The organism is Paracoccus sphaerophysae, assembly GCF_000763805.1.
GTDB lineage: Bacteria > Pseudomonadota > Alphaproteobacteria > Rhodobacterales > Rhodobacteraceae > Paracoccus > Paracoccus sphaerophysae.
This window is the reverse complement of record NZ_JRKS01000006.1, coordinates 25,855-52,120: the sequence shown is the minus strand read 5'-3', so window position 1 is coordinate 52,120 and position 26,266 is coordinate 25,855. Positions and strand designations below refer to the sequence as shown.

Sequence of the window (26,266 nt, the reverse complement as noted above, 5' to 3'; positions counted from 1 at the left end):
CGCCCGCTCAGATCTGCTTTTCGGGCATCTGCACGACCAGCCCGTCCAGCGCGTCGCTGACCTTGAGCTGGCAGGTCAGGCGCGAGCGTTCGGGGTCGGGGTGATAGGCGAAATCCAGCATGTCCGCCTCCATCGGGTCCTTGGGCGGCAGGCGGTCGACCCATTCCGGCGCGACGTAGACGTGGCAGGTCGAACAGGCGCAGGCGCCGCCGCAATCGGCCTCGATCCCGGGGATGCCGTTGTCGCGGGCGCCTTCCATCACCGTCATGCCGGGGCGCACCTCGACCTCGTGCCGGGTGCCGTTCCATTCGATATAGGTGATCTTCGCCATGCCCTGTGTCCTGCCTCTGTGGCGGTCCGCCGCCTCGTTCCGGGCACGGGATAGGCGATCATCCCCGGGATGGAAAGATGGCGTCGTTTACCGGATGGCAACCTCGGCGTGGCACATCGTGACGGACCACGAACCGAAAGCGATTCCCATGACCCGTCGCGGCCACCGCCGTCTGATTCACCGCCAGCGCAGCCAGCGCTGGCAATTCGCCTGCACGGACGATCCGGGGGCAGACAGCGCCGCTCAGCCGGCCGTCACGGGTGCGATCGTCCCGGCCGGGTCGATACCCGCCGAAAACGCCGGCCGCGCGGCCTGACGCTCAGGCGCGGCGCAGGGCGATGACGGCGTTCAGCCCGCCAAAGGCGAAGGCGTTCGACAGCACCGCATCCACCCGCGCCTCGCGTGCCACGTTCGGCACCACGTCCAGGGCGCATTCCGGGTCGGGTTCCTCGTAGCCGATGGTCGGCGCGATGATCCCGTCGCGCAGCGCCATGATGCAGGCCAGCAGTTCGACCGCGCCGGTGCCGCCGATCAGATGCCCGTGCATCGACTTGGTAGACGAGATCATCAGCCGGTCCGCGTGGGGACCAAAGGCGTGGGCCACGGCGGCACATTCGGTCTTGTCGTTGGCCGCGGTGCCGGTGCCGTGGGCGTTGATGTAGCCGATGTCTTCGGGGTTCAGCTCGGCATCCCGCATCGCCCCGGCGATGGCGCGTTCGGCCCCCTGCGCTGAGGGCATGACGATGTCCTGCGCGTCCGACGACATCGCAAAGCCCACCACCTCGGCCAGGATGTCGGCGCCCCGCGCCCGGGCGTGGTCCCAGTCCTCGAAGACGAAGACGCCCGCGCCCTCGCCCTGCACCATGCCGTTGCGGTTGGCGGAAAACGGGCGGCAGGCGTCGCGGGACATGACCCGCAGCCCCTCCCACGCCTTGACGCCGCCAAAGCAGAGCATCGCCTCGGACCCGCCGGCCAGCATCACCCGCGCCGCCCCGGACCGGACCATCTGGAAGGCCAGCCCCATCGCGTGGTTGGAACTGGCGCAGGCGGTAGCCACAGTGAAGGCCGGTCCGCGCAACCCGAACTCCATGCTGACATGGCTGGCCGCGGCGTTGTTCATCAGCTTGGGCACGACGAAGGGATGAACGCGGTTCTTCCCCTCTTCATAGACGATGCGATAGTTTTCGTCCCAGGTGTTCAGCCCGCCGCCGGCAGTGCCCAGGATGACGCCGGAACACAGCCCCAGCTCGCCCTGGAAATCCAGCCCGGACTGACCCACGGCCTCTTTCGCGGCCAGAAGGGTGAACTGGGTGAACTTGTCATACAGCGAGATCTGCTGGCGGTTGAAATAGGCCTCGGGGTCCCAGTCGCGGACCTGCGCGCCGATGCGGACCGACAGCCGCTCGACATCCTGGAAATGCAGCTCGCCGATGCCGCAGCGGCCCTCGCGCAGCGCGGCCAGCGTATCGGCGACGTTGCGGCCCAGCGCGTTCACCGTCCCCATTCCGGTGATCGCGACCCGGCGCAGTCCCGGGACCGGCGGCGGGACGTAGCCCGCAGGCCCCGAGGCGGCAGGAGCGGCCCCGTCGCGCTGACCCGACCCGGCGGTCATGCCTTTTCGGCCACCAGCTTTTCGACCGCGGCGATGATCGCGCCCATGTTCGAGATGTCGAAGTCCGATTTCTCGGGCTCGTTGGCGTTGAACGGGATCGAGATGTCGAACGCCTCCTCGATAGCAAAGATCGATTCGACCAGGCCCAGGCTGTCGATGCCCAGATCGGCCGGCGTCGCCTCGACCGAGATCTCGGACGGGTCCAGCATCGCCTGTTCGGCGATGATCGCGACGATGCGGTCGCGGACGCTTTGCGGGTCTGTGGACATGGATACCTCCGGTCAGCCCTTCTGCATCAGGCGTATAACGGTTTTCTGAAGCTCGGCCAACTGCGCGGCCATGCGCGGCAGACGGCGGATGGCCTTGTTGATCTCGACCTGCGTCTCCATCCGCGTGGCGGGGGCGCCGAGGATGACGCGGCCGGCCGGGACGTTGGTGAAGATCTTGCTCGCCCCGCCGGCGATCACGTCGTCGCCGACCCGGATGTTGTCCGAGACGCCGCATTGGCCGGCCAGCACCACCCGGTCGCCGATCTGCGAGGACCCGGCGATGCCGACCTGCCCGCACAGCAGGCAGTCGCGGCCGACCTGCACGTTGTGGCCGACATGGACGAGGTTATCCAGCTTGGTCCCCGACCCGATCGAGGTCGCGCGGATGGTGCCGCGGTCGATGGTGGAATTGGCCCCGATCTCGACATCATCGCCCAGCTCGACCCCGCCCAGGGAATGGATGCGAACCCAGTGCTGGTCGCGGATTTCACCGCGCGTTCCAAGGGTTCGGCGGATTTCCTCGACGCCCGAAGTGTCCGGCGTGACGAAGGAGAACCCGTCCGCGCCGATCACCGCCCCGGGCTGGACGATCAGTCGGTCGCCAGCGGTCACCCCGTGCCCGATGCGGACGCCGGCGTGGATCAGCGCATCGGCGCCAATGACGCTGCCCGCACCGATGCTGACATGGGCCGCAATGCGCGCCCCCGGCCCGATCCGCACCTCGGGGCCGATCACCACGAAGGGTCCGGTCGCGGCCCCCGCGCCGATCTGCGCCGACGGGTGGATCACCGCCGTGGGATGCACCCCCGGCGCCATGTCGGCGGCCCGGTCCAGCGAGCGGGTCAGCGCCGCCATCGCCAGCCGCGGACGCGGCACGATGACCGCGCCGGCGAGATCATACGCGGCCGGGTCCATCCCCTCGGCCAGCAGCGCAGCGCCGCCGGGGGACAGCGTCTCGGCATAGGCCGGGGTCATCGCCAGGGCGACGCGCACGGTCCCGTCCGGCGCGAGCCCCGCCTCGGACGGCTCGGCCGCGCCGCTCACCCGCAGCGATCCGTCGCCCCACAGCCGGGCATCCAGAGCCTGCGCGAGTTCGGCGAGGGTGATGGTCATGACGGCCTCCGGTTCCCGGAGGACACCTAGTCGGTCAGCGCCGCGGTTTCCAGTCCGGCGGCGGCGCCCGCCTTCTGCAGCGCCGCCCATACCGCAGCGTCACGGCCATAGACGTCGCCGAAATGCCGGATGCTGCCATCCTCGTCCACGACGGTGGTGAAATAGACCAGGTGGACGGGCAGATGCGGCTTCAGCTCCAGATAGGTCTCCTTGCCTGACGCCCGGGCCCTGGCATAGCGCGCCGCCGGGTCGGCGGCGCTGCCCTGCAGCAGCACATGGGCAAGGTCCACCGGCCGCCCGATGCGGATGCAGCCATGCGAGAACGCCCGGCGGGATTCGCCGAAAAGTCCTTTCGATGGCGTGTCATGCAAGTAGATGTTCATGCTGTTCGGGAAGATGAACTTGACCTCGCCCAAGGCGTTGTCCTCGCTGGGTTTCTGCCGCATGCGATAGGGGAAGGTCGCGGCCGTGTAGCGGCCAAAGTCGATCCCGTCCCGCGCCACCACCCGCCCGCGCCCGTCCACGATATCCAGATGCGCGACGGCGTTGCGGTTCTTCTGCAGCCGCGGCAGGTATTCCTTGACGGTGATCGAGCGCGGGACGTTCCAGCGCGGGTTCACGACGACATGCTCCATCTCGTCGGAGAATTCCGGGGTCCGCATCTCGGGGTCGCTCTTGCCGATGACGGCGCGGGTCTCGAAGACGGTGTGGCCGCCCTCGCGCACCTCGGCGGTGAACTCGGGCAGGTTGACCCAGACCATGCGCGCGTCGAGATCGTGGGTCCCCATCCAGCGCATCCGCTCAAGCGCGATCAGCAGCCCGCGCAACCCTGTGCCGCGGCCGTTCAGCCGGGCGACGGTGCGCGGCCCCGCGATCCCGTCCGGGCGCAGGCCGACGCGGCGCTGGAACCCGGCGACCTGTTCGGCGAGCGGGGCGTCGAACAGGTCCGGGACCGCGCTGTCGGCGGCAAAGCCCATCGCGGCCAGCCGGGTGCGCAGCGCCGAGACGCCCCGATCCTGCATCCCCTCGCGCCAGTTCCCCTCCGGCACCAGCGGCACGTCGGCCCCGACGCCCGGCCCGATCTCGGCCGCGAGCGCCTCGCGCAGGCGGCGGTAATCGCGGGACTGCGGCGGCACCGTGTCGAGCATCGCCGCGGGATCGTTAGCCGCGGCAAACCGCGCCAGCAGTGTTTCGGTCGCAACCCGCGGCACGTCGCGGCGGATCCCCGGATCGACGCTGCGCGGGGTCAGGATCCCGCCGCCGACATCGTGGGTCCAGCGGGAAAAGCCCCGGGCAAAGGCGGCCTCGGCCGCAGGGCCGGTCTGGCCGTCCATGGCGGCCAGCGCGGCGTCGTCATAGACGTCCGGCAGGCCGTGGCTGCGCGCGGTCCCCATCGCGAGGACCAGCGCCGAGCGCAGCCGCGCGCCGTCCGGCGCCGTGAACAGCGGCGCGAGGCCCGTCTTGCCATACCAGGCCGCGAGCCCCGCATCGCCCGACACCGCCAGAGCCAGCTGCATTTCGTCAGCCGTGAAGTCGAGCCGCGGCGCGGGGGCATCGGCCAGCGCCAGCTGCGGCATCACCGTCAGCGCGACCAGGGCGGCCCAAAGCCGCGCCCGGCGGCGAATCGGAGGAAGGGGCCGTGCGGCCGGCTGTCTTTGGCACACCATCCGCCCTATGTCGGGCACCCGTAGCGACGCGCAAGCAGAGGTGCGACAAATTAACACTTTGCGTGGCATTCCCGCCTCATGTTGCGTCTTTGCGGTAACGGCGAATTGGGTGTCGGCAATTTTCCGCTTACTATGGCACGATTCCGCGCTTGAATGGAACTCACGGTTCCGCATCCATTCGCTTGGTGACATATTGTTAAGCATTCCGGGGTAAACCGGACGAGCCGTAAACGGCACAGATAAGAACGCAGGACAGGCGGATCTGAACATGACCTTCGAATTCTCGCGCCGCGGCCTTCTGGGCGTCTTCGCTGCCACGACCGTGGCGGCTGCCCCGGTGATGGCGAACGCCTTCGGGATCATCCGTGGCGCTGGCGACTATCGACGGGTCCGGATGTATTCCGGCCGGACCGGCGAAAGCATCGACACCGTCTACTGGGTCGAAGGCAAATACGTCCGGGACGCCCTGAACGAGATCAACATCTTCATGCGCGACTGGCGCACCGGACAGGTGATCGGCATCGACCCGCGCACCATCGACATCGCCGCTGCCAGCCACCGCCTGCTGCAGACCAATGAACCCTACATGATGCTGTCGGGCTACCGCTCGCCCAAGACCAACGCCATGCTGCGATCGCGCAGCGGCGCGGTGGCGCGCAACTCGCTGCACATGTCGGGCAAGGCCGCCGACCTGCGGCTGAAATCGCGCTCGGTCGGGCAGATGTACAAGGCCGCCATGTCCTGTCGCGCGGGTGGCGTCGGCAAGTACTCGCGCTCGAACTTCGTGCACATGGATTGCGGCCCGCTGCGCAACTGGGGCGGCTGACATTCCCGGCTGGATGGGCCTGCTGACGGGCCCGCACGATTCTTCCCATCGAAACCCCGCACCCGTGCGTGATTTCGCCGTCCAAAGCGGCGCGTCGGCCCGCGTCTCGCCGGCGTCCGGACTTATCCTGCGAATGCGTGCCGGCTGATGTTCTATCCGCTCGCCTCATCGACCTGGGACCAGGATGAAATCGACGCGCTCCATCGCGTCATCGCCAGCGGCCGCTTCACCATGGGCCCCGAGGTCCGCCGCTACGAGGACGCCTTTGCCGCCCATTTCGGCAGCCGCCACGCGGTGATGACCTCGTCGGGATCGACCGCCAACCTGCTGGCGCTGGCGGCCTGCCTGTGGCACCCGGACCTGGGGCTGAAACCTGGCGACGAGGTGATCGTGCCGACCGTCGGCTGGTCCACCACCTATTTCCCGGTCAGCCAGCTCGGGTTGCGCCTGCGCTTCGTCGATATCGAGGCGGGGACGCTGAACCTCGATCCGGCCCTGGCCGAGGCGGCGATCACGCCGCGCACCCGCGCGATCCTGGTCGTGAACCTGCTGGGCAACCCCGCAACGCTGGACCGGCTGCGCACGCTCTGCGACGACCGCGGCCTGATCCTGGTCGAGGACAACTGCGAATCGATGGGCGCCACGCTGGCGGGGCGGCAGGCGGGCACTTTCGGCCTGTGCGGCACGTTCTCGAGCTTTTTCTCGCACCATATCTCGACGATGGAAGGCGGGATGGTCGTCACCGACGACCGCCGGCTTTATGACACCATGCTGTCCCTGCGCGCGCATGGCTGGACCCGCGACCTGCCCGAGGACACCCACCTGCCTCGCGACCCCGACCCGTTCCTGCGCCAGTTCCGCTTCGTGCTGCCCGGCTACAACCTGCGCCCGATCGAGATGGAGGGCGCGCTGGGGCAGACCCAACTGGCCAAGCTGGACGGCTTCGTCGCCGCGCGACGCGACAACGCGGCGCTGTTCGTCAAGGCCTTCGCCGACCATCCCGACCTGGATATCCAGCAGGAAAACGGCGCCTCGTCGTGGTTCGGCTTCTCGATGCTGCTCAAGCGCCGGCTGGCCGGGCGCCGCGCGGAACTGGTCGCGGCGTTGAGTGCGGCCGGGATCGAATCGCGCCCGATCGTGACCGGCAACTTCCTCGCCAACCCGGTGATTGCCAGGCTGGACCACAGCGTCGCCGGCCCCGTCCCGGTGGCCGAGCGGGTCGATACCGACGGGCTTTTCGTCGGCAATCACCACTATCCGCTGGCGCCCCAGATCGCCCGTCTGGCAGAGGTGGTCGAAACCGTGACGCGCAATCGCTGAGCACAGATGACCAAGACTGCCCTCATCACCGGCATCACCGGCCAGGACGGCGCCTATCTGGCCGAGTTCCTGCTGGCCCGCGGCTATGCCGTCCACGGCATCAAGCGCCGCTCGTCCAGCTTCAACACCGGCCGCATCGACCACCTGCGGATCGATGAACACGCGGGCAGCGATTTCCACCTGCATCACGGTGACACCACCGACGCCACCGCGCTGATCCGCACCCTGGCCGAGGTGCGCCCGGACGAGATCTACAATCTCGCCGCGCAAAGCCACGTCCGGGTCAGCTTCGAGATGCCGGAATACACCGCCAATGCCGACGCCCTGGGCGCGCTGCGCCTGCTCGAGGCGATGCGCCTGCTGGGCCTGGCCGAGACCACCCGCTTCTACCAGGCCTCAAGCTCCGAGCTGTTCGGCACCAGCCCCGCGCCGCAGTCGGAAACGACGCCGTTCCACCCGCGCTCGCCCTATGCGGCGGCCAAGCTTTACGCCTACTGGATCACCGTGAACTACCGCGAGGCCTACGGGATGTTCGCGGCCAACGGCATCCTGTTCAACCACGAAAGCCCGATCCGCGGCGAAACCTTCGTGACCCGCAAGATCACCCGCGCCGTCGCTGCCATCGCGCTGGGGCTGCAGGACCGGCTGTATCTGGGCAATCTCGACGCGCTGCGCGACTGGGGCCACGCGCGGGATTATGTCGAGGGGATGTGGCTGATGCTGCAGCAGGACCGGCCCGACGACTACGTGCTGGCGACCGGCCGATCCCACAGCGTCCGCGATTTCTGCAACCACGCCTTCGCGCAGATCGGCATCACCCTGGACTGGCGCGGCTCCGGCGTCGAGGAAACCGCCGTCGACGCGGCGACCGGCCGGTGCCTGATCGAGATTGACCCGGTCTATTTCCGCCCCTCCGAGGTGCCCGAGCTGCGCGGCGACGCCAGCAAGGCGAGGGCGCAGCTGGGCTGGTCGCCCCGGATCGGCTTTGCCGAGCTGGTCTCCGAGATGGTCGCCGCCGACCTGCGGCTGCTGGAAACCGAACGCCTCGCGCGGCGCGCCTACGGGGTGCTGGAATGACCGCCCCCCTCTCTCCCGTGGTTCCGGTGCTGCTCTCCGGCGGGTCGGGGACGCGGCTGTGGCCGGTGTCGCGCAAGTCGTTTCCCAAGCAGTTCGCGCCGCTGGTCGGCCACGAATCGCTGTTCCAGGCCTCGGCCAGGCGGCTGTCGGGGGCGCGCTATGCCGCGCCGCTGATCCTGACCGGGGCCGATTTCCGCTTTATCGTGACCGAGCAGCTGGCCGATATCGGCGTCGCGCCGGCCGGCGTCCTGATCGAGCCTGCCGCCCGCAACACCGCCCCCGCGGTGCTGGCCGCGGCGCTGCATCTGGCGCGCAGCGATCCCGACACGCTGATCCTCGTCGCGCCGTCGGACCACGTGGTGCCGGATGACGAGGCGTTCGGCCGCGCCGTCGATCAGGGTGTGCCGCTGGCGCAGGCCGGGCGGATCGTCACCTTCGGCATCCAACCGACCCGCCCCGAGACCGGCTATGGCTGGCTCGAACTGTCGGACGACAGTGCGGGCCCCGCGCCGCTGCGCCGCTTCGTCGAAAAGCCCGACGCCGCGACCGCCGAGGCGATGCTGCGCGACGGCCGGTTCCTGTGGAACGCCGGCATCTTCCTGTTCACCGCCCGCACCATAATTCAGGCGTTCCGCACCCACGCCCCCGACTTCATCCCCCCGGTCGAGGCGGCGCTGGACGGCGCCACCCGCGATCTGGGCTTCACCCGGCTTGCGGCCGAGCCGTGGCAGGCGCTGCCCGACCTGTCGATCGACTATGCGGTGATGGAAAAGGCCGACAACCTGTCGGTCGTGCGCTTTGCCGATCACTGGTCGGACCTGGGCGGCTGGGACGCGATCTGGCGCGAGGCGCAGGTCGACAAGCCCGCCTGGCGCGGGGTGGTGGCCGATCTCCGGTCCACCGCGATCGACTGCGACAACGTGCTGCTGCGCTCGGACGACGAGGGGATGCAGGTGGTGGGCATCGGGCTGAAGGACACGATGGTCGTGGCCACCGGCGATGCCGTGCTGGTCGCCGACATGACCCGCGCCCAGGACGTCCGCCAGGCGGTCAGCGCGCTGAAGTCCCGCGGCATCCGGCAGGCGGAAAGCTTCCTGCGCGACCACCGCCCCTGGGGCTGGTTCGAGACGCTGGTCCTGGGCGAGCGGTTCCAGGTCAAGCGCATCGTCGTCCATCCCGGCGCCGCGCTGTCGCTGCAAAGCCATGTCCACCGGGCCGAACACTGGATCGTGGTCAGTGGCACGGCGCGAGTGACCGTCGACGACAAGGTGACGCTGGTGACCGAGAACCAGTCGATCTACGTGCCGCTGGGCGCCGTCCACCGGATGGAAAACCCCGGCAAGGTGCCGATGGTGCTGATCGAGGTCCAGACCGGCGTCTATCTGGGCGAGGACGACATCATCCGTTACGACGACGTCTACGCGCGGTCCTGATGCGGGTCCTGCTGACCGGAGGATCGGGGATGCTGGGCGGCGCGATCCGCCGGCTTGCTCCGGACGTCGCGCCGGGCGTCGCTCTGCTCGCCCCGTCGCGCGCCGATCTGGATCTGACCGACCGCGCCGCCGTGGCGGGCTGGTATGCGGCCAACCCGGTCGACGCGGTGATCCATGCCGCGGCGCGGGTCGGCGGCATCCAGGCCAATATCGACGACCCGGCGGGCTTCCTGCTTCACAACCTGCGGATGAACGACGCGGTGATCGCGGGGGCGGCTGCCGCCGGCGTGCCGCGGCTGGTCTTTCTCGGCTCGTCCTGCATGTATCCGCGCGATCACCGCCAGCCGCTGGTCGAGGAGGATGTCCTCGCCGCCCCGCTCGAGCCCACCAACGAGGGCTATGCGCTGGCCAAGATCACCGGCGCGCGGCTGTGCGACTACCTGTCCCGCCAGCACGGGCTGGCCTATCGCACGCTGATCCCGCCGAACCTGTTCGGCACCGGCGATCATTTCGGCTCGGCAGCCTCGCATCTGCTGGCCGCGGCCATCGCCAAGGTCGTGGCGGCGCAAGCGGCCGGCGGGGACGAAGTCGAGATCTGGGGCAGCGGCACCGCGCGGCGCGAGTTCCTGGACGCCGACCACCTCGCCCGCTTCGTGCTGACCGCCCTGCCCGGCCTCGACCGGCTGCCGCCGGTGCTGAATGTCGGCGCCGAGGTCGATCATTCGGTCAACGACTATTACCGCATGGTCGCCGAGGCCGCGGGCTGGCACGGGCGCTTCACCCACGACCTGACCCGGCCCGAGGGGATGCGCGCCAAGCTGATGTCCTCGGCCCGGGCCCGCGCTTTGGGCTATGCCCCGCCGACCGAGGCCGAGACCCGCGCCGCCATCGCCGCCGCCGTGGCCGCCTGCCGGGAGGGGGCGGAAACGCGGGTTGCACGCGGTCGCGGGGCGACTTAGGCCAAGGGGCGGCGCCGGCGGGGCGTGCAGACGCGGATCCGACATGGCCAGACCCCCTTCGATCCAGGACGGCCCGCTGTGGCGCAGCTTCCTGATGTTCCTGCTGCCGCTGATCGGCCAGAACATCCTGCAATCGCTGGGGATGACGATCAACAGCATCGTTGTCGGACGGATGCTGGGCACCGGCGCGCTGGCGGCGATGGCGACCTTCATGCCGCTCGCGTTCTTCTTCATCGCCTTCGTGATCGGCGTCACCGCCGGGTCGAGCGTGCTGGTCGGGCAGGCCTGGGGCGCGCAAAAGCTCGATCTTGTCCGCCGCATCGGCGGCACGGCGCTGGGCGCCACGCTGGGGATCGGGCTGCTGGTCGGGATCGGCGGCGCCATCGCCGCGCCTGCGCTGTTGCGGCTGATGGGCACGCCTGCCGACGTGATGGGCCCCGCGGTCAGCTATGCCCGCACCGCCTTCGTCACCATGCCGGTGCTGTTCCTGTTCATCTGCGCCGCCTCGCTGCTGCGCGGGACCGGAGATTCGGTCCGCCCGCTGGTGATCCAGGCCGTCGCCACCGGCTTTGCCGCCGCCCTGACGCTGCTGATGGTCACCCAGCTTGGCCTCGGCGTGTCCGCGGCCGCGTGGTCGACGGGCATCGCCCAGACCATCGGGCTGATCGTGCTGGGCATGTGGCTCGCCGGCCGCAACCATCCGCTGGCGCCCGGCCCGGCGCTGCTGCGGGCGATGGTGCCCGACTGGGCGCTGCTGAAACAGGTGCTGCGGCTGGGCCTGCCGACCGGGGCGCAGCTGGTCGTGGGCTCGGCCTCGGGGCTGGTGATCGTGGGACTGATCAACGGCTTCGGATCAGAGGCGACGGCGGCCTATGGCGCGGTCAGCCAGGTGCAGAACTATGCCCAGTTTCCGGCCCTCTCGATCGCCATCGCCGCCTCGATCTATGGCGCCCAGGCGATCGGCGCCGGGCGGACTGACCGGCTGGACGCCGTGCTGCGCACCGCGCAGATGATGAACCTGGTGCTGACCGGCGCGCTGGTGGCGCTGATCTACCTGTTCTCGCGCCTCGTGGTGCAGGCGTTCCTGGCCGATCCGCAGGTCGCCGAGCTGGCTCAGCACCTGCTGCACATCGTCAGCTGGTCGGCGCTGATGTTCGGGGCCGGCACGATCTTTTCGGGGATCATGCGGTCCTCGGGCACGGTGATCCCGCCGATGCTGATCGCGATGGGCTGCGTTCTGCTGGTCGAGCTGCCGCTGGCGATCCTGCTGTCGCGGACTGTCGGGCTGGAAGGCATCTGGTGGGCCTATGTCATCTCGTTCGCGGCGATGATGCTGGCGCAGGGCGCCTATTACCTGCTGGTCTGGCGGCGTCGCAAGATCACCGCCCTGGTCTGACCCCGCGCCGGTGTCGCAGGCCGCGCAGCGCGGCTTTTCAGACCCGTGCGCGCCGCCTATGCTGCGGTTCGTTCCAACCGGGGAGAATCCGAAACATGAACACGATCCTCAGGACCAGCCTTGCCGCGCTGGTCGCCGTCACGCTGGCCGTGCCTGCCCTTGCGCAGGACGTCACCATCAAGTTCAGCCATGTCGTGGCCCCGGACACGCCCAAGGGCAAGGCCGCCGAAAAGTTCAAGGAGCTGGCCGAGAAATACACCGAGGGCAAGGTCAAGGTCGAAGTCTATCCGAACTCGCAGCTCTACAAGGACAAGGAAGAGCTCGAGGCGCTGCAGTTGGGCGCGGTCCAGATGCTGGCGCCGTCTCTGGCCAAGTTCGGCCCGCTCGGAATTTCCGATTTCGAGGCGTTCGATCTGCCCTACATCTTCGACGGCTATGACCAGCTGCGCAAGGTGACCGACGGCGAGGTCGGCAAGGGGATGCTGGCCAAGCTGGAAGACAAGGGGATCAAGGGCCTGGCCTTCTGGGACAACGGCTTCAAGATCATGTCGGCCAACTCCAAGCTGCACACCCCCGACGACTTCCTCGGGCTCAAGATGCGCATCCAGTCGTCCAAGGTGCTGGAAGCGCAGATGAACGCGCTGGGCGCGGTGCCGCAGGTCATGGCCTTCTCGGAAGTCTACCAGGCGCTGCAGACCGGCGTCGTGGACGGGACCGAAAACCCGCCCTCGAACATGTACACCCAGAAGATGCACGAGGTGCAGAAACACGCCACCCTGTCGAACCACGGCTATCTGGGCTATGCGCTGATCGTGAACAAGAAGTTCTGGGACGGCCTGCCCGAGGACGTGCGCGCCAGTCTGGACAAGGCGGTGGCCGAGGCGACCGAATACGGCAACGGCATCGCCAAGGAAGAAAACGACAAGGCGCTGCAGGCGATGAAGGATGCCGGCAAGACCGAATTCCACGAGCTGACCCCCGAGGAAAAGACCGCCTGGGTCGAGGCGCTGACTCCGGTGCGCGAGGAAATGGCCGACCGCATCGGCGCCGACCTCATCAAGTCGATCGAGGCGGCCACCGCCCAGTAAGCCGCTCTCGGCGGCAGCGACGGGCCGGGCCGGACGTGCCCGGCCCTTTCGCGACGCAACGACAAGCACAAGGGACGGGGATATGCTGAGGAACGGGGCGATGCGGAGGAGACCGTCATGAGACTGCTCGACAGGCTGGAAGAAATCCTGATCGCCACGCTGATCGCCGCGGCGACGCTGCTGATCTTCGTGTCGGTGGCGCAGCGCTATTCGCTGGATTTCACCGCCAGCACGATGCGCTGGGCGCGCGGCCACGAGATGGAGGGGCTGGCCGATTTCGCCAAGTCCTCGTTCATGACGCTCAAGTCGCTGAACCTGGTCTGGGCGCAGGAGCTGTGCATCTACCTGTTCGTCTGGATGGCCAAGTTCGGTGCCGCCTACGGGGTCCGGGTCGGCATCCATGTCGGCGTCGACATCCTGGTCGAGCGGCTGGAGGGCCAGGCGCGCCGGATCATGACGATCATCGCCATGTCGGGCGGGATCATCTTCACCGCGATCCTCGTCTGGATCGGCACCGACTTCGTCTGGCACGTGCGCCAGGGTGGGCAGACCTCGCCCGACCTCGAATGGCCGATGTGGATCATCTACCTGGCCGTGCCGCTGGGGTCGGCGCTGATGTGCTTCCGCTTCATCCAGGCGCTCTACCTGTACATCACCATCGGTTTCGTCGCCCATCACGACCACGGAGCCGTCGACGGCATCGAGGACGAGGCGCAGGACCTCGCCAAGGGGGGCCACGCATGAGCGCGATCGTCATCTTCCTTATCCTGGCCGCGCTGCTGATCACCGGGATGCCTGTGTCGATCGCGCTGGGCCTGACGGTGTTCAGCTTCCTGTTCGCCTTCACCGACATCCCGATGGACAGCATCGCGCTGAAGCTGTTCACCGGCATCGAGAAGTTCGAGATCATGGCGATCCCGTTCTTCATCCTGGCGGGCAACTTCCTGACCCATGGGGGTGTGGCGCGGCGGATGATCCGCTTTGCCTCGTCGATGGTCGGGCACTGGTATGGCGGGATGGGTTTGGCCGCGGTGCTGGCCTGCGCGCTGTTCGCCGCCATCTCGGGGTCGTCGCCGGCTACGGTGATGGCGGTCGGCTCGATCCTTATCCCGGCGATGGTGCGGCAGGGCTATCCGGCGCAGTTCGGCGTCGGCTCGATCGCCACCGCGGGGGGCCTCGGCATCCTGATCCCGCCCTCGATCGTGATGGTCATGTATTCGGTCGCCACCTCTGGGATGGTCGTCTCGGGTCCGAACGGCGAGACGGTGATGTCGGCCTCGATCGGGGCGCTGTTCATGGCCGGGGTGATCCCGGGCCTGATGCTGGCCGCGATGCTGGGTTTCACGACTTTCTATCGGGCGTGGAAGAACGGCTATCCGCGGATGCAGCGCGCCAGCTTCCGCGAGCGCTGGCAGGCGCTCCGGGAATCGGTCTGGGGCCTGATGCTGATCGTCATCATCATGGGCGGTATCTACGGCGGCCTGTTCACCCCGACCGAGGCGGCGGCAGTCAGCGCCGTCTATGCCTTCGTCATTGCCGTCTGGGTCTACAAGGACATCCGTCTGCGCGACGTGCCCAGGGTGTTGCTCAGCTCGGCCGCGATGTCGGCGATGCTGCTCTACATCATCACCAACGCGGTGATGTTCGCCTTCATCCTGACGTCCGAGCAGATCCCGCAGGCGCTGTCGGCCTGGATCGTCGACCTGGGGCTGGGCAAGATCGGCTTCCTGATCATGGTCAACGTCATGCTGCTGTTCATCGGCATGGTGATGGAGCCGTCGGCGATCGTCCTCATCATGGCCCCGATCCTTTACCCGGTCGCGGTGAAGCTGGGCGTCGATCCGGTGCATTTCGGGATCATGCTGGTCGTCAACATGGAAATCGGGCTCTGCACCCCGCCGGTGGGCCTGAACCTGTATGTCGGCTCGGCGATCTCGAAGCTGGGCCTGACCGAGGTCAGCAAGGCGGCGCTGCCGTGGCTGCTGACGGCGCTCGTGTTCTTGGTGCTGGTGACCTACGTGCCGGCCATCTCGCTGTGGCTGCCGCGCGCGCTAGGGATGTAAGGCACCCGGCAGATCGGACGAGAGAGGCCCCGGAGGAAGCTCCGGGGCCTTTCTTCTTGCGGGTCAGGCGGCGCGCAGGCTGGCGGCGATCAGCGCGGGAATGTCGGGCGTGGTGCCGATCGGCGGCGCGATGGGTCCGGGGCTCCCGAGCGCCGTCCACGCCTCCGGTATATCGATTTTGGTATGCTCTCCGTTGGTGGCGAAAAAGGGCAGGCAGATCGCGGGACCATCCAGCTGGATGGCGTTGAGGTAGGGCAGCTCTTCGATGAAGCCGGTCACCACGCGCGCAAAGCCTGGCGGCAGCGCCGCGGCAAAGGCGCGGGTGCTGTCGGCCGAGGCCGAAGATTTCGACGACCCGTGCCCGGCCACCACCAGGGTCGTCCGGGCCGGGTCCAGCCCGGCCGCCCGCGCGGTATCCTCGGCGATCCGGCCCCCCAGCCGCGGCAGGGCGGGATCGAGGCCCAGCGGCGAAAGCACCTTATAACCGGTAACGCCCGCAGCGGTCAGCCGGCGCGGCATCTCGGCATTGACGAACCAGCCGCCGGCCATGAACAGCGGATAGACGGCGCCGACGCCCTTGAGCGTGGCCAGGCTGCGGGGACAGGCCAGCGTCGCGCCGAGGACGCGGCGGCCGGGCAGCAGCGCGGCGGCGGCGGCGGCCAGCGCCTCGATCTCGGGCTGCAGCGCGCCAGGATCGCCGGGCTGGCCGTGGGCGACGATCGCAAAGTCCGGAGCGCCCTGCGGCGCAGGCTCGGCGCAGTCGCAGCCAACGCAGCGCGGCATCATGGCGCCTCGGCGCGGAAGGCCGCGGCGAAGGCGTCGGGCATCGGGAACTCCTCGAGCGCCCGCGCCCGCGCTGCGGACGACATCTTGCGCGCGGTCTTCTGCACGATCCGCAGCAGCTGGTCGGGGTCCTGGGTGGTGGCGAAATCACCGAGGTAGTGGCGGATGAAGGTAAAGCAGGCCACATCCTCCAGCGCCTGCACCTGCGGGTCGCGCTTGATGCCCTCCTTGCGCAGCATCCGTCCTGCGGCATCGATGTCGGGCTCGGCATAGCCGGCGTCGCGCATCAGCGCCATCACGCGGTCGGCATGGCGGCGGCCCTGGTCGCGGCGCCAGGTCAGATACCCCTCGCGGCCCTCGGGATAGGCGCTGCGCGGCAGCATCCAGCGTTCGATGTGCTGGCCGCGGCAGGCAATGGCCAGGGGGTCGGTCGCGTCGGGGTGCAGATGCTGCTGTTCGGCGGTCATCCGCTGGCCATACAGCAGCTCGGCTGGCTGGCCGTCCTCGAGCCGCGGATCGGCGGCGTTGGCCTCGTCGATGGCGATGAAGACGCGGTCGCGTGCGGTCATTGGCGGTCCCCTGCTGGCTGCCCCCACAGGTGCCACGCGGGGGCGCCAAGGTCCACCTTACAGAAGCCCGCGCATCGCCAGGTCGCGTTCCAGCGCCGCGGGGTCGGTGAACCGGATGCCGTCGATGGCCAGATCGCGGGCAGCCACGACATTGGCGGCGTTGTCGTCGACGTAGACGCAATCCGCAGCCCGCAGCCGGTTGCGGTCCAGCAGGATGCGGAAGATCGCCGGATCGGGCTTGGCGACCCGCTCGCGCCCGGACACGACGATATCGGCGAACACGTCCAGCCGCGGATGCAGCGCCAGCGCGTCGCCGAAGGTTTCTGCCGACCAGTTGGTCAGCGCGAACAGCCGGTGCCCGCGCGCGCCCAGCCGGTCCACCAGCGCCCAGGTGTCCTCGATGGGCTCGGCGATGGTCAGCCGGTGACGGGCGGGGTAGTGGATCGCCGGCGCCGCATCGGCGCCGTGACGGCGCGACAGGTCCTCGATCAGCTCGGCCCAGGGGCGGCCGGCATCGGCCTGGTGGTTCCAGGCGGCGAAGCCCACCCGGTCGAGATAGGCCTGCAATTCCGCCTCGGTCGCGAAGTCGTCGGCGAAACCGGCATGCAGATCCCACGCGATCAGCACGTTGCCAAGGTCGAAGATGATGTCCACCGCGCGCCCTTTCCTGCCCCCATCAACCACGCCCGGCGGGACTTGCCAAGCGCGGCGCGGGCGGGGATACCCGTCGCCAGTCAGGAAAGGCCCCTCATGCTGGGTTTCGTCGCCCCCCGTCTGGTTCTGCTGTCGGTGCCCAAGACCGGCACGACGGCGCTGGAGGACGTGCTGGCCCCCCGTGCGCAGGTCGTGCTGCGCGCCCGGCCCGAGATCAAGCACCTGACGATGCGGCAGTATCAGAACTCGATCCTGCCGCTTCTGAAGACTATCCCCGGCCCGCCGTTTCGGGTCATGGCGGTGATCAGGGAACCCGTGTCGTGGCTGGGCAGCTGGTATCGCTATCGCGCCCGCCCCCAGCAGGCGGGCAAGCCCAACAGCACCATCGGCATCAGCTTCGAGGGGTTCGTCGAGGACTACCTGTCCGAGGGCAAGCGCCCGCCCTATGCCGCGCTGGGGCGGCAGTCGCTGTTCCTGCGCCCGGCCGCCGGGCATCCGGGGCCCGACCTGCTGTTTCGCTATGAGCAGCTGGACCACGCCGTGCGGTTCCTGGGACAGGCGCTGGACACACGGCTGGAGCTGCCCCGCGTCAACGTCTCGCCGCCGGGCGACCTGACGCTGCCCGCGCCGACCGCCGAGCGGCTGCGCGCGGCCCTGGCCGAGGATTACGCGCTGTGGGACTCGGCCGCGCGGCCGGACCCGTAAAGCGCCCGGGCGCGGTCCTCGAAGGCGCGGACGATCCGGTGCATCGCCTCGCCGAACACCACGCCGATCACCTTGCGCAGGATGGCGTTGCGGAACTCGAAATCGACGAAGAACCGCACCTCGCAGCCGCCCTCGGGGCGGTCGGCGAATTCCCAGCCGCTGTGCAGGTGGCTGAAGGGGCCGTCCAGATAGTCGGTCTCGATGCGCTTTTCGGCGGGGAACAGCGTCACCCGGCTGCCGAAGCGTTCGCGGAAGACCTTGAAGCTGATGACCAGATCGGCGTCGATGATCTCGGACCCGTCCGGGCCGGGGCGGCGGGCGCGGATGCGGGCGGCGGTATTCCAGGGCAGGAACTGCGGATAGCTTTCCACATCGGCCACGAGGTCATACATCTGCTGCGCCGACCAGGGCAGGTTGCGGGTCTCGGCGTGTTTGGGCACGGGCAATCCTTCGGCGTCAGGCGGCCCCGGTCTAGCAGAGGAATGAGGCGATGAACAACATGATGTGGCTGCTGCGCGCCGTCCGCTGGGTCCGGAACCCGCCCTCCGAGGGGCGGGTGTTCCTGGTCGTCGGCGTCATCGTCGCGGTGATCCTGCTGGGGACGATCGACTGGATGGGCTGGTGGCCGGACTGGGCGACGATGGATCCCCGTCGCCCGCGGTTGCCGCGGCCCTGACCGGGGCGAGCGGGCAGCGCCGGATCAGATGGAACCGCCCGTCGGCATCCTCGCCCATCAGCGCCAGCGCGGCGACCGGGTGCGGATCGGGCAGAAGCCCGTTCAGCTGCGGCTCGATCGCGGCGCGGGCGGCGGAAAGGTCGGCGGGGGGCAGGTCGCCGGTCAGGGTCATGTGATAGCGGAAATCGCCCATGACATGGGGATAGCCCCAGCGCATGAGGTTTTCGCGCCCCAACGCACTCAGCCGGTCGGGCTGGCGGCGGGCGATGTCGTCAGGGTTCAGCGGCGCGCGGAAGCGGTCGAGCGCTGCCACGACCTGCGCCGCGAGGTCGGTGACTGAAGGCGGCTGGGTCGGCGGGGTGAGGGCGAGGAACCCGTCTTGTTCCGTCAGCCGCAGGCGCGGCATCTGCACCGCCGCCAGCGCGCGGCACAGATCGTCCAGAGCGACGCCCAGATCAGCGGCGGATAGCCCGTCCGCGAGCCGGAACGGCGCCTTGATCGTCGCGTGAAACCCATAGCGCCGCGGGGTGCGGGTCCAGCCATCCGGGCCCAGCGGGTCGACATCCTGGCCCGCCACGACGTCGCGGCCCAGCCACGCCGCGCCCCACCTTGCCAGCGGCGCCGGGCCGAGGTCATAGACGGCAAAGCGTCGGAATTCGGTCATCGGAAACTCGCAACGGAAAAGGGCGCCCGCGAGGGGCGCCCTTTGTCTGGATCATGGCGTTGCCAGAGGCAATCGGCCGTGACGATCAGACGTGACGACGGAAGAAGTCGTTCATCTTCTCGTCGACTTCGGTCTTGGTCCAGCCATAGCGCTCTTGCAGCTTGCCGGACAACTTTTCGCGGTTGCCCGCGATCTGGGTGACTTCGTCGTCGGTCAGATCGCCCCAATGCTCTTTTACCGAGCCCTTGATCTGGTCCCACTTGCCCTGGATGATATCCCAGTTCATGTCGCATCCTCCTGTAGGCTGGCGCGTTGTGGCAGGGAAACGCACGGCCCCGCGCCGGGTTCCCGGCGCAGGTTCATTTCCGCTCAGGCGACGCGGTCGGGCGGGTCCCGGCCGTCGCGGACCGCGCGTAGGTTTTCCAGCGCCCGCAGGGCCATCGCGGTCCGGACCTCTTCGGCGGCAGTCCCGAGATGGGGCAGCAGCACGACGTCGTCCCGCGCACGAAGGGTGTCCGGCACCAGCGGTTCACGCTCGTAGACGACGAGCCCGGCGCCGGCGATCTGGCCCGCGTCCAAGGCGGCGATCAGCGCCGCCTCGTCCACCACGTCGCCGCGGGCGATGTTGATCAGGATCGCGTGCGGCTGCATCGCGGCCAGCTGGTCCGCCCTGATCAGATGCCGGGTCTCGGCGCCGCCGGGCACGGCCAGCACGACGATGTCGGACGATGCCAGCAGCTCGGGCAAGGGCACCTGCCGGGCCGGGAAGCCCAGCCCCGCGACCCCGCGGCGGTTGTGAAACAGCACCTGCATCGCAAAGCCGCCGTGACAGCGGCGCGCGATCGCCTGACCGATGCGGCCCATGCCGATGATGCCGACGGTGCGGCCGGTGACGTGCATTCCCAGCATCTGGGTCGGGTGCCAGCCCTTCCAGCGGCCGGCGCGGACCAGTCGCTCGCCCTCGCCGGCGCGGCGGGCGGTCATCAGGATCAGGGTCAGGGCGATGTCGGCGGTGGCGTCGGTGACGACCTCGGGCGTGTTGGTGACGACGACCCCGGCCTCGGCGGCGGCGGCCAGGTCGATGTGGTTGAAGCCGGCGCCGAAATTGCCCAGCACCCGTGCCCGAGGCGGCGCCGCGGCAAAGGCCGCGGCGGTGAAGCCATCGCCCAGGGTCGGCATGATCGCGTCATGATGGGCGAGGGCGGCGGTCGCCTCGGCCTCGGTCAGGGGGGTGGTCGAGTCGCGGAAAGTTGCGTCGAATTCTGCGCTGATGGCGGCCTCGGCGGCGGCGGTCATCCGGCGGGTGACGAGAAGGCGGGCCAGGGGCTGACGAGGCGGCGGCATCAGAACATCCTTCCTCCGTTCGGGACCGGGCTGTCGGGGCCGATCAGCACGACCTCTCCGTCGGCGTCAGGCAGGCCCAGCACCAGCACCTCGGACATGACCTTGCCGATCTGGCGCGGCGGAAAGTTGACCACCGCCAGCACCTGCCGGCCGACCAGCGCGGCGGGTTCGTAATGGCGGGTGATCTGGGCCGAACTGCGGCGTTCGCCGATCCCGGGGCCGAAATCCACCCACAGGCGGAGCGCGGGCTTGCGCGCCTCGGGGAAGGGTTCGGCGCGGGTGATGGTGCCGGCCCGGATGTCGACGCGGGCGAAATCCTCCCAGCCGATCTGCGGGGCGGGGGCGGTATGTTGCGGGGCGTCGGTCATGCGCCAAGCTCCCGCCCGCGGGCGGCAGCGGCAGCGACGGTGCGGCGGATCAGCGGCGGCAGGCCGGTCTCGGCGTCCATCAGATGGACCAGCCCCGCTGCCGTGGTCCCGTTGGGCGAGGTGACGGCCTCGCGCAGCCGGGCCGGGTCTTCGTCCTCGGCCACCGCCAGCGCGCCCGCCCCCGCGACGGTCGCCCGCGCGAGATCCAGCGCCAGCGCCGCGGGCAGCCCCTCGGCCTCGCCGGCGGCGGCGAGCGTCTCGATCAGGTGAAAGACATAGGCGGGACCCGAGCCCGAGACCGCGGTGACGGCGTCCATCTGGGCTTCGTCCTCCAGCCGCACCACGCGGCCTACCGCGCCCATAAGGGTTTCGGCGAGATCCATCTCGGCCGGGCCGGCGCGGTCGTTGCCGACGATGGCGCTGATCCCCTGCCCGATCGCCGCCGGCGTATTGGGCATCGCGCGCACGATCGCGGCACCGGGAAAGGCGCGCTGATAGGTGCCGAGCGTGACGCCGGCAGCGACCGACAGGATCAGCGTCCCGCCCTGCCCCGCCGCCACCAGCTGCGGCAGCACGTCGCCCATCATCTGCGGCTTGACCGCCAGCACCAGCACCGCCGGATCGGTCGGCATCGGGCCGTCGGTCTTTACCCCGCGTGCCGCCAGCCAGCCCGGCGCGTTGGGGTCGATCACGTGGACTGCCCCCGGTGCCAGCCCGCGCCCCAGCCAGCCGCGCAGCAGCGCGCCGCCCATGCGGCCGCAGCCGACGAGCACCAGCCCCCGATCGTTCAGATGCGCCAGATCCATGCGTCCCCCGTGTCCCCTGTCCCGTTACCGCGCAGGGGACCCGATCGCCCGGCGACTGTCCAGTCGGACCAGGGGCCAGCGGGGCAGAATGGGCAGGAAAAGGCCGCCCGAGCGGCGTCAGGCGCGGCCGTAGGCCTCGGCCATCGCGACCTCGACCGCGGCGCGCGGCTCGGCGTCGCCCCAGCAGGCCAGCTGGAACGCCGGGTAGAACCGCTCGCAGCTTTCCACCGCGGCGCGGACCATGTGGTCGATCTGTTCCGGCGCGGCGATCTGATCGCCCGCCAGCACCAGCCCATAGCGCCAGACCATCAGCCGCTGCGGCGCCCAGAAGGTGAAGCCGCCGTCCCACACCGCGTCATTGGCGAGGTTCAGCACCTCGTAGAGCGCCGGCATCCGCGCCGCGGGCGGGTCCATGTCGAAGGTGCAGATCAGCCGCAGCACCGCCTCGCGCGCGGACCAGGCGAGCGTCAGCGAGTAGCTGCGCCACTGGCCCTCGACCGTCATGGCGATCTGGTCGTCGGCGAGGCGGTCGAAGTCCCACGCATGGTGGGTGGCGACGGTCTCCGCGATGTCGATCGGATGGATTTCCTCGCTGTGGATATAGTGATCCAGCTGCGCCATTGTCCTGTGCCCTTGCCTCTGCGGCCGGGTTTATCCCCAACCTGTGGTTCGTGCCACTAGACCGCGGGGTCCGCGGACGGGCCTTCTACCACATATCGTTGGGCGGAATCGGACGGGGTGTAAAGTGAAATCTTGATGAAAATCAGGGGGCGGGTGCCGGGCATGATGGGCAGGAGGGCCGGTGCCGGGGTCCGCTGGCACGACCCTTGGCGCCACGGGCAGATCGGGTGTCCCGCCGTTCGGGATGACCTGTCGCGAAAGGGCGCTGGCCCTCATGCCCCTCGGCGCTGCGAGTGACGCTGCCGAACGCCACCGGTCAGCTGCGGGGCAGCGGATCAACCCATTGGTTTCAGAGGAAACTGGCAGCCCGTAGGGGAATCGAACCCCTCTTTTCAGGTTGAAAACCTGACGTCCTAACCGATAGACGAACGGGCCACCATTGGCGCCTGCGGCGGCTGCCGCGCGGCGTGGAGCGGTGTTTAGGCAATGCCGCGTGGACCCGCAAGGGGAAAAATCGGCGACCGCGCATCTTTCCTGCCCGGCGTCTCAGCCGGCCGGCGCGGCGTCGTCCAGACGCAGGCGGATGCGCTGGCGGCCGCCCCAGACCGACAGCTCGAGCCGGCCGGCCAGGTGGAAGCGTCGCCCCTTGAGGCCCAGCAGCGCCGGGCCCAGCTGGCCGTGCATGGCGCCCCAGCTGACCGCATCCAGCGGCGGGGCGCCGGGGCTGCGCAGGCGCAGCCGCAGATGGCTGTCACCCATCGTCTGGACCTGCTCGACGATCTGGTCGGGCAGCGCAAAGCGCGGCGCCGCCGCCCTTCTCGATCAGCCCCTCGGCGGCGAGCCGCTGGATCGCGCGGCCGATATCGACCCCGGGAACCGACCGGGCCGACCCCTTGCCGACCCCGCCCGCGACGCCGATCACGACCGAGGGCAGACCCGTCGCCTCTTTCAGCCGCGCGGCGACGATGCCGACGACGCCGGGATGCCAGTTCTCGCCCGCGGCCCAGGCCAGCGCCGGATCGCCGCGCGACTGGGCCTGGGCCAGCGCCTCGGTGCGGACCTCGGCCTCGATGCTGCGCCGGTCGCGGTTCAGCTGGTCCAGTTCCGCCGCCAGCCGCGCCGCCTCGTGCCCGTCCCCGCAGCTGAGGCAGAGCGCGCCCAGGTCGGCGCGCCCGACCCGGCCGCCGGCATTGATCCGCGGCCCCAGCAGGAAGCCCAGGTGAAAGGCCGAGGGCGCGCCGTCCAGCCGCGCGATGTCGGCCAGCGCGACCAGCCCCGGACGCTCGCGCCGGGCCATGATCGCCAGCCCCTGGCGGACGAAGGCGCGGTTGACGCCGACCAGCGGCGCCACGTCGGCCACCGTCGCGAGCGCGACCAAGTCGAGCATCGGGATCAGCGCCGGCTCGGGCCGGCCCAGGCCGCGCAGGACGCGGTTGGCGTGAACGAGGGTCAGGAACACCACCCCCGCGGCGCAGAGATGGCCCAGCGCCCCGTCCTCGTCGGCCCGGTTGGGGTTCACCACCGCGAGCGCGGGGGGCAGCGTCTCGCCGCCCTGGTGGTGGTCCAGCACGATGACGTCGGCGCGGCCGGTGGCGGCGGCCAGCGCCTCGTGGCTGAGCGTGCCGCAATCCACGCAGACGATCAGGTCGTGGTCGTCGGCCAGGGCCGAGATCGCGGGGGCGTTGGGGCCATAGCCCTCGTCGATGCGGTCGGGGACATACAGCGTCGCGTCGCGGCCTTGCGCCCGCAGCCAGCCCAGCAGCAGGGCGGCTGAGGCGCCGCCATCGACGTCGTAATCGGCGAAGATCGCGATCCGCTGGCCGGTCGTCGCGGCCGTGACCAGCCGTTCGGCCGCGGGGGCCATGTCGCGCAGGGTCAGCGGATCGGGCAGCAGGTCGCGCAGCCGCGGCTCCAGGTGCCCGGCCGATTCCTCGGCCGCCACGCCGCGCCCGGCCAGCACCCGGGCGACCGGCAGCGGCAGGCCGGATTGCTGGGCGAGGCCTTCGGCGAGCCGCTCTTCGGCGGGGTCCGGCCCGCTCCAGTAGCGGCCGGTCAGCGAGGATTGGACGTTGAGGAAGGCGCTCATGCCCGCCTTGTCGCGCCGCGCGCGGGCGGGGGCAAGCGGCTGCGTCACGGCAGGGTGCGCCGAGGCAGGGTCCGCAGGTCCGCGCATCCGGGAACCCTGCCGGACGCGCAGCGTTGGGCCCTGCAAACACCGGAGCACCCCATGTCCCATAACGACAACGTCCCCGAGCGCGCCGCCCGCCGCCACATGCCGGCCATCGTCGCGATCCTTGCGGCGCTGGCTCTGGCCGGCGTTGCGCTGATCGTCTTCGGGGGCGGCGGCCGGGACGAACCCGTGCAGGGCGAACTGGCCCCGGCGACGGGGGATGCGGGCACCAGCACGACGACCGTTCCCGCGACGACGACTGCGCCGGCCACGACTGCGCCCGCGACGGCTCCCGCCAGCAACTGAGGCCTTCGCCTGACGGCGAAACAGAAAAGGCGCGCCGCCCGGGCGCGCCTTCATGCTGTCGTCAGGCGGGCGTCAGCGCTTGGCGGCGACCAGCACGGCGACGCCGGGCAGGTCCTTGCCCTCCATCCATTCCAGGAACGCCCCGCCAGCGGTCGAGATGAAGCTGAAATCGTCGGCCACCCCGGCCTTGTTCAGCGCCGCGACCGTGTCCCCGCCGCCGGCGACCGAGACCAGCTTGCCCTCACGGGTCAACTGCGCCGCGGCCTGGGCGACGGCGTTGGTGGCGGCATCGAAGGGCTCGATCTCGAAGGCGCCCAGCGGGCCGTTCCAGATCAGCGTGCGGCAGGCGGCGAACACCTCGCGAATCGCGGCCACCGTCTGGGGCCCGGCGTCGAGGATCATTGCGTCGGCCGGGCAGGCATTCGCCGGCACCACCTCGCTGGGGGCGCCGGCCTTGAATTCGCGGGCGACGACGACATCGACCGGCAGATGGATGCTGCAGCCGGTGGACTGCGCCTTGTCCAGGATTTCGCGCGCGGTGTCGGCCATGTCGCGTTCGGCCAGCGACTTGCCGACCTCGATCCCCTTGGCGACGAGGAAGGTGTTGGCCATGCCGCCGCCGATCACCAGGTGATCGACCTTCTCGATCAGGTTCGACAGCAGGTCCAGCTTGGTCGAGACCTTGGCCCCGCCGATCACCGCCACCACCGGCCGGTCGGGATCGCCCAGCGCCGAATCGAGCGCGTTCAGTTCCGCCTCCATCAGCTTGCCGGCGCCCGAGGGCATCAGCCGGCCCAGCCCCTCGGTCGAGGCATGGGCGCGATGGGCGGCGGAAAACGCGTCGTTCACATAGGCCTGGCCCAGCGCCGCGAGCGAGGCAGCGAAGGTGGCGTCGTTCGATTCCTCGCCCGGATAGAAGCGGGCGTTTTCCAGCAGCAGCACGTCGCCCGGCTGCAGCCCCGCCACGGCGCGCTTGGCGTCGCCGCCGATCGCCTCGTCGGCGAACTGCACCTTTTGCCCCAGCGCCGATTCCAGCGCCGGCAGGATCTGGCGCAGGCTCATCGTATCGACCCGCTTGCCCTTGGGCCGGTCGAAATGGGCCAGCAGCACCGGGACGCCGCCCTTGTCCTGGATCGCCTTGACGGTGGGCACGATCTTTTCGATGCGGGTCGCGTCCGTCACCTGGCCGTTTTCGACCGGGACGTTCACATCCACGCGGGTCAGCACGACCTTGCCGGCAAGGTCCATGTCGTCGATGGTATTGAAACGGGCCAAGGCGGTTCTCCTGCGGGTCGACGTGGGTCAATGACGAGCCGCGTTGTCCGCCAAGCGGGCGGGCGCGTCAACTCTTGGTTAGGTCGCCGTGAGCGGGCTTCGGTCCGCGCCGGCCACGGACCCGGGCAGCCGGTTCGCGCGTTGCGGCTGCATCCCGGACGGCCTAGACCG

The 26,266-nt window shown here is 69.7% G+C and carries 27 protein-coding genes, 1 tRNA gene and 1 pseudogene; 11 read left to right on the top strand and 18 right to left on the bottom strand.

The features are described 5' to 3' along the window. Positions 1 to 7: 7 nt before the first annotated feature. The 5 genes from IC63_RS03555 to IC63_RS03530 form a co-directional block, all read right to left on the bottom strand. Complete coding sequence (locus IC63_RS03555; RefSeq protein ID WP_036716962.1) at positions 8 to 331, bottom strand: 2Fe-2S iron-sulfur cluster-binding protein; 324 nt, start codon at positions 329 to 331, stop codon at positions 8 to 10. 319 nt (positions 332 to 650) lie between these two features. Continuing rightward, positions 651 to 1,859, bottom strand: coding sequence for a beta-ketoacyl-[acyl-carrier-protein] synthase family protein (locus IC63_RS03545; RefSeq protein WP_036717031.1), 1,209 nt, complete (start codon positions 1,857 to 1,859; stop codon positions 651 to 653). Positions 1,860 to 1,939: 80 nt separating this feature from the next. Beyond that, on the bottom strand, positions 1,940 to 2,212 hold the full coding sequence (locus IC63_RS03540) for an acyl carrier protein (protein WP_036716959.1): 273 nt from the start codon (positions 2,210 to 2,212) through the stop codon (positions 1,940 to 1,942). A gap of 12 nt (positions 2,213 to 2,224) precedes the next feature. After that, a complete protein-coding gene (gene lpxD, locus IC63_RS03535) occupies positions 2,225 to 3,325 on the bottom strand; it encodes a UDP-3-O-(3-hydroxymyristoyl)glucosamine N-acyltransferase (RefSeq protein WP_036716957.1) in 1,101 nt (366 codons plus the stop codon). Between the two features lie 26 nt (positions 3,326 to 3,351). Continuing rightward, a complete protein-coding gene (locus IC63_RS03530; protein ID WP_052041845.1) occupies positions 3,352 to 4,902 on the bottom strand; it encodes a L,D-transpeptidase family protein in 1,551 nt (516 codons plus the stop codon). A gap of 358 nt (positions 4,903 to 5,260) precedes the next feature. On the opposite strand from IC63_RS03530, the gene IC63_RS03525 reads away from it, so the two are divergent. The 9 genes from IC63_RS03525 to IC63_RS03485 all read left to right on the top strand — a co-directional run bounded on the left by IC63_RS03525 (position 5,261) and on the right by IC63_RS03485 (position 15,154). Continuing rightward, on the top strand, positions 5,261 to 5,818 hold the full coding sequence (locus tag IC63_RS03525) for a YcbK family protein (protein WP_036716955.1): 558 nt from the start codon (positions 5,261 to 5,263) through the stop codon (positions 5,816 to 5,818). A 147-nt stretch (positions 5,819 to 5,965) separates the two neighbouring features. Next, positions 5,966 to 7,138: a DegT/DnrJ/EryC1/StrS family aminotransferase gene (locus IC63_RS18375; RefSeq protein WP_036716954.1), complete on the top strand. Its 1,173-nt coding sequence runs from the start codon at positions 5,966 to 5,968 to the stop codon at positions 7,136 to 7,138. Between the two features lie 6 nt (positions 7,139 to 7,144). Continuing rightward, positions 7,145 to 8,215, top strand: a complete 1,071-nt coding sequence (gmd, locus tag IC63_RS18370; RefSeq protein WP_036716952.1) for a GDP-mannose 4,6-dehydratase — start codon at positions 7,145 to 7,147, stop codon at positions 8,213 to 8,215. Beyond that, a complete protein-coding gene (locus IC63_RS03510) occupies positions 8,212 to 9,648 on the top strand; it encodes a mannose-1-phosphate guanylyltransferase/mannose-6-phosphate isomerase (RefSeq protein WP_036716951.1) in 1,437 nt (478 codons plus the stop codon). Before gmd ends, IC63_RS03510 begins: the two co-directional genes overlap by 4 nt. After that, positions 9,648 to 10,607 carry an NAD-dependent epimerase/dehydratase family protein gene (locus IC63_RS03505; protein WP_232222495.1) on the top strand — a complete coding sequence of 320 codons (960 nt, stop codon included), beginning with the start codon at positions 9,648 to 9,650 and terminating at the stop codon, positions 10,605 to 10,607. The genes IC63_RS03510 and IC63_RS03505 overlap by 1 nt, the downstream gene beginning before the upstream one ends. 43 nt (positions 10,608 to 10,650) lie before the next feature. Next, entirely contained in the window at positions 10,651 to 12,003 is a 1,353-nt protein-coding gene (locus tag IC63_RS03500) for an MATE family efflux transporter (protein WP_036716950.1), read from the top strand. A 95-nt stretch (positions 12,004 to 12,098) separates the two neighbouring features. Continuing rightward, complete coding sequence (locus tag IC63_RS03495; RefSeq protein ID WP_036716948.1) at positions 12,099 to 13,091, top strand: TRAP transporter substrate-binding protein; 993 nt, start codon at positions 12,099 to 12,101, stop codon at positions 13,089 to 13,091. 117 nt (positions 13,092 to 13,208) lie between these two features. After that, positions 13,209 to 13,835 carry a TRAP transporter small permease gene (locus tag IC63_RS03490; RefSeq protein WP_036716947.1) on the top strand — a complete coding sequence of 209 codons (627 nt, stop codon included), beginning with the start codon at positions 13,209 to 13,211 and terminating at the stop codon, positions 13,833 to 13,835. Continuing rightward, entirely contained in the window at positions 13,832 to 15,154 is a 1,323-nt protein-coding gene (locus IC63_RS03485; RefSeq protein ID WP_036716945.1) for a TRAP transporter large permease, read from the top strand. Before IC63_RS03490 ends, IC63_RS03485 begins: the two co-directional genes overlap by 4 nt. Before the next feature lie 63 nt (positions 15,155 to 15,217). On the opposite strand, the gene IC63_RS03480 is transcribed toward IC63_RS03485, so the two are convergent. From IC63_RS03480 to IC63_RS03470, 3 genes are read right to left on the bottom strand one after another with little or no spacing between them, the layout of a single operon-like run. Further along, the gene (locus IC63_RS03480; RefSeq protein ID WP_052041851.1) at positions 15,218 to 15,937 is read right to left on the bottom strand and encodes a hypothetical protein; all 720 of its coding nucleotides are present in this window, start codon (positions 15,935 to 15,937) and stop codon (positions 15,218 to 15,220) included. Next, on the bottom strand, positions 15,937 to 16,506 hold the full coding sequence (locus IC63_RS03475) for a DUF4202 domain-containing protein (protein WP_036716943.1): 570 nt from the start codon (positions 16,504 to 16,506) through the stop codon (positions 15,937 to 15,939). The genes IC63_RS03480 and IC63_RS03475 overlap by 1 nt, the downstream gene beginning before the upstream one ends. Positions 16,507 to 16,563: 57 nt before the next feature. Next, on the bottom strand, positions 16,564 to 17,160 hold the full coding sequence (locus IC63_RS03470) for an HAD family hydrolase (protein ID WP_036716942.1): 597 nt from the start codon (positions 17,158 to 17,160) through the stop codon (positions 16,564 to 16,566). 96 nt (positions 17,161 to 17,256) lie between these two features. On the opposite strand from IC63_RS03470, the gene IC63_RS03465 reads away from it, so the two are divergent. Further along, positions 17,257 to 17,865 (top strand): sulfotransferase family protein, encoded by a 609-nt coding sequence (locus tag IC63_RS03465; RefSeq protein WP_036716940.1) that lies wholly within the window; start codon positions 17,257 to 17,259, stop codon positions 17,863 to 17,865. On the opposite strand, the gene IC63_RS03460 is transcribed toward IC63_RS03465, so the two are convergent. The 9 genes and pseudogenes from IC63_RS03460 to IC63_RS03420 form a co-directional block, all read right to left on the bottom strand. Then, positions 17,826 to 18,305 (bottom strand): type II toxin-antitoxin system RatA family toxin, encoded by a 480-nt coding sequence (locus IC63_RS03460; RefSeq protein WP_036717024.1) that lies wholly within the window; start codon positions 18,303 to 18,305, stop codon positions 17,826 to 17,828. The two genes, IC63_RS03465 and IC63_RS03460, sit on opposite strands and share 40 nt — an antisense overlap. A gap of 135 nt (positions 18,306 to 18,440) precedes the next feature. Further along, on the bottom strand, positions 18,441 to 19,205 hold the full coding sequence (locus tag IC63_RS03455) for a DUF1045 domain-containing protein (RefSeq protein ID WP_052041844.1): 765 nt from the start codon (positions 19,203 to 19,205) through the stop codon (positions 18,441 to 18,443). A gap of 85 nt (positions 19,206 to 19,290) precedes the next feature. Further along, positions 19,291 to 19,491: a CsbD family protein gene (locus IC63_RS03450; RefSeq protein ID WP_036716939.1), complete on the bottom strand. Its 201-nt coding sequence runs from the start codon at positions 19,489 to 19,491 to the stop codon at positions 19,291 to 19,293. Between the two features lie 83 nt (positions 19,492 to 19,574). After that, positions 19,575 to 20,549, bottom strand: a complete 975-nt coding sequence (locus IC63_RS03445; protein WP_036716938.1) for a 2-hydroxyacid dehydrogenase — start codon at positions 20,547 to 20,549, stop codon at positions 19,575 to 19,577. Beyond that, a complete protein-coding gene (locus IC63_RS03440; RefSeq protein WP_052041843.1) occupies positions 20,549 to 20,917 on the bottom strand; it encodes a tRNA-binding protein in 369 nt (122 codons plus the stop codon). The genes IC63_RS03445 and IC63_RS03440 overlap by 1 nt, the downstream gene beginning before the upstream one ends. After that, positions 20,914 to 21,723 (bottom strand): pyrroline-5-carboxylate reductase, encoded by an 810-nt coding sequence (gene proC / locus IC63_RS03435; RefSeq protein ID WP_036716937.1) that lies wholly within the window; start codon positions 21,721 to 21,723, stop codon positions 20,914 to 20,916. Before proC ends, IC63_RS03440 begins: the two co-directional genes overlap by 4 nt. 117 nt (positions 21,724 to 21,840) lie before the next feature. Next, positions 21,841 to 22,344, bottom strand: a complete 504-nt coding sequence (locus IC63_RS03430; RefSeq protein WP_036716936.1) for a type III secretion system chaperone family protein — start codon at positions 22,342 to 22,344, stop codon at positions 21,841 to 21,843. Between the two features lie 360 nt (positions 22,345 to 22,704). Then, a tRNA-Glu gene (locus tag IC63_RS03425) sits at positions 22,705 to 22,779 on the bottom strand. Between the two features lie 111 nt (positions 22,780 to 22,890). Further along, positions 22,891 to 24,430, bottom strand: a pseudogene (locus tag IC63_RS03420) (single-stranded-DNA-specific exonuclease RecJ). A gap of 141 nt (positions 24,431 to 24,571) precedes the next feature. Between IC63_RS03420 and IC63_RS03415 the strand changes: the two are divergent. After that, positions 24,572 to 24,820: a hypothetical protein gene (locus IC63_RS03415; RefSeq protein WP_036716935.1), complete on the top strand. Its 249-nt coding sequence runs from the start codon at positions 24,572 to 24,574 to the stop codon at positions 24,818 to 24,820. A 72-nt stretch (positions 24,821 to 24,892) separates the two neighbouring features. Here IC63_RS03415 and IC63_RS03410 read toward each other — a convergent pair whose 3' ends face one another. After that, entirely contained in the window at positions 24,893 to 26,068 is a 1,176-nt protein-coding gene (locus tag IC63_RS03410; RefSeq protein ID WP_156965338.1) for a phosphoglycerate kinase, read from the bottom strand. Between the last annotated feature and the right edge of the window lie 198 nt (positions 26,069 to 26,266).